Genomic DNA, 1,289 nt, shown 5'->3' with positions numbered 1-1,289 from the left:
TAGCAGACAAACTAACGATTCATGAAGGCGATGCCATGCGCTTTGACTTCACTCAGTTAGTGAAGCCAAACAACAAGCTGCGTATCTTCGGTAACTTGCCGTACAACATCTCTACACCTTTGATGTTCCACCTATTTGAATTCCATAAAGACATTCAAGACATGCACTTTATGCTTCAAAAAGAAGTGGTGAATCGCTTGGCAGCAGGCCCGGGTAGTAAAGCTTACGGTCGTCTAACGGTAATGGCGCAGTACTACTGTAAAGTTGTACCTGTACTAGAAGTGCCACCAACCGCATTTGTTCCGCCACCGAAAGTAGACTCCGCTGTTGTTCGCCTAGTACCTTATGAAGAGCTACCATGCCCAGCGAAAGATCTACGTTTACTCGATCGCGTTTGTCGTGAAGGCTTTAACCAACGCCGTAAAACCGTGCGTAACTGCTACAAATCTCTGTTGAGCGCAGAAATTCTGGAAGAGCTAGGTGTAAACCCAAGCATGCGTCCAGAAAACCTAACGCTACAACAATTCGTCGCGATGGCGAACTGGCTAGCGGACAACCCGCAGCACTAATAACTCAAACAATAAGCCAAACCCTTGCCGGTTTGGCTTATTATTAAGTTTATCAAGGAGTGCACATGGACGTCATTCAACCTTGCATCAAAATTCAAGTTCACACCAAATACATCGAAGAACAATCCAATCCAGAGCTACAACGCTTTGTTTTCGCCTACGTCATTACCATTAAAAACCTCAGCCAACAGACAGTACAGCTCATAAGTCGCCGATGGTTGATTACCGATTCCAACGGTAAACAAATGACGGTAGAGGGAGAAGGTGTTGTTGGGCAGCAGCCGTTTATTCCAAGCAACGATGAATACACTTACAGCAGTGGTACCGCGTTAGAAACGCCTGTTGGTGTCATGCAAGGACACTACAAAATGCTGGATGAAAAAGGCCAGGAATTCATCACTGAAATTGAGCCATTTCGTTTAGCGATTCCGAACGTTTTAAATTAATAAGATTGGAGATTCAGTGGCTACCTATATTGTTGGTGACATCCAAGGCTGTTTTGACGAACTACAGCAGCTACTCAAGCGCGTCAACTTTTCCACTCAACATGACCAACTTTGGCTCGCAGGAGATTTGGTGGCTCGCGGCCCGAAATCACTCGAAACACTGCGCTTCGTAAAGTCACTCGGTGACAGCGCAAAAGTCGTACTCGGCAATCATGACTTGCATTTACTGGCAGTATCCTACGGCCTGAAAAAGCGAAAAGACAAAGATAAAACG

The 1,289-nt window shown here is 45.6% G+C and carries 3 protein-coding genes; all 3 read left to right on the top strand.

Annotated elements, in window-relative coordinates; genetic code table 11:
• Positions 1–569 (top strand): 16S rRNA (adenine(1518)-N(6)/adenine(1519)-N(6))-dimethyltransferase RsmA (gene rsmA, locus R7Z49_RS23340; protein ID WP_318112115.1); only part of this gene is annotated, 569 nt, incomplete at its 5' end.
• Between the two features lie 65 nt (positions 570–634).
• On the top strand, positions 635–1,015 hold the full coding sequence (gene apaG, locus R7Z49_RS23335; RefSeq protein WP_005459620.1) for a Co2+/Mg2+ efflux protein ApaG: 381 nt from the start codon (positions 635–637) through the stop codon (positions 1,013–1,015).
• A gap of 16 nt (positions 1,016–1,031) precedes the next feature.
• Positions 1,032–1,289: metallophosphoesterase (locus R7Z49_RS23330; protein WP_318112113.1), on the top strand; the 258-nt coding region annotated here is incomplete at its 3' end.

It is taken from the genome of Vibrio sp. 1562 (assembly GCF_033340155.1).
Lineage (GTDB): Bacteria > Pseudomonadota > Gammaproteobacteria > Enterobacterales > Vibrionaceae > Vibrio > Vibrio alginolyticus.
The sequence above is the reverse complement of the archived record's forward strand: the minus strand, read 5'-3'. Positions and strand labels throughout refer to the sequence as shown.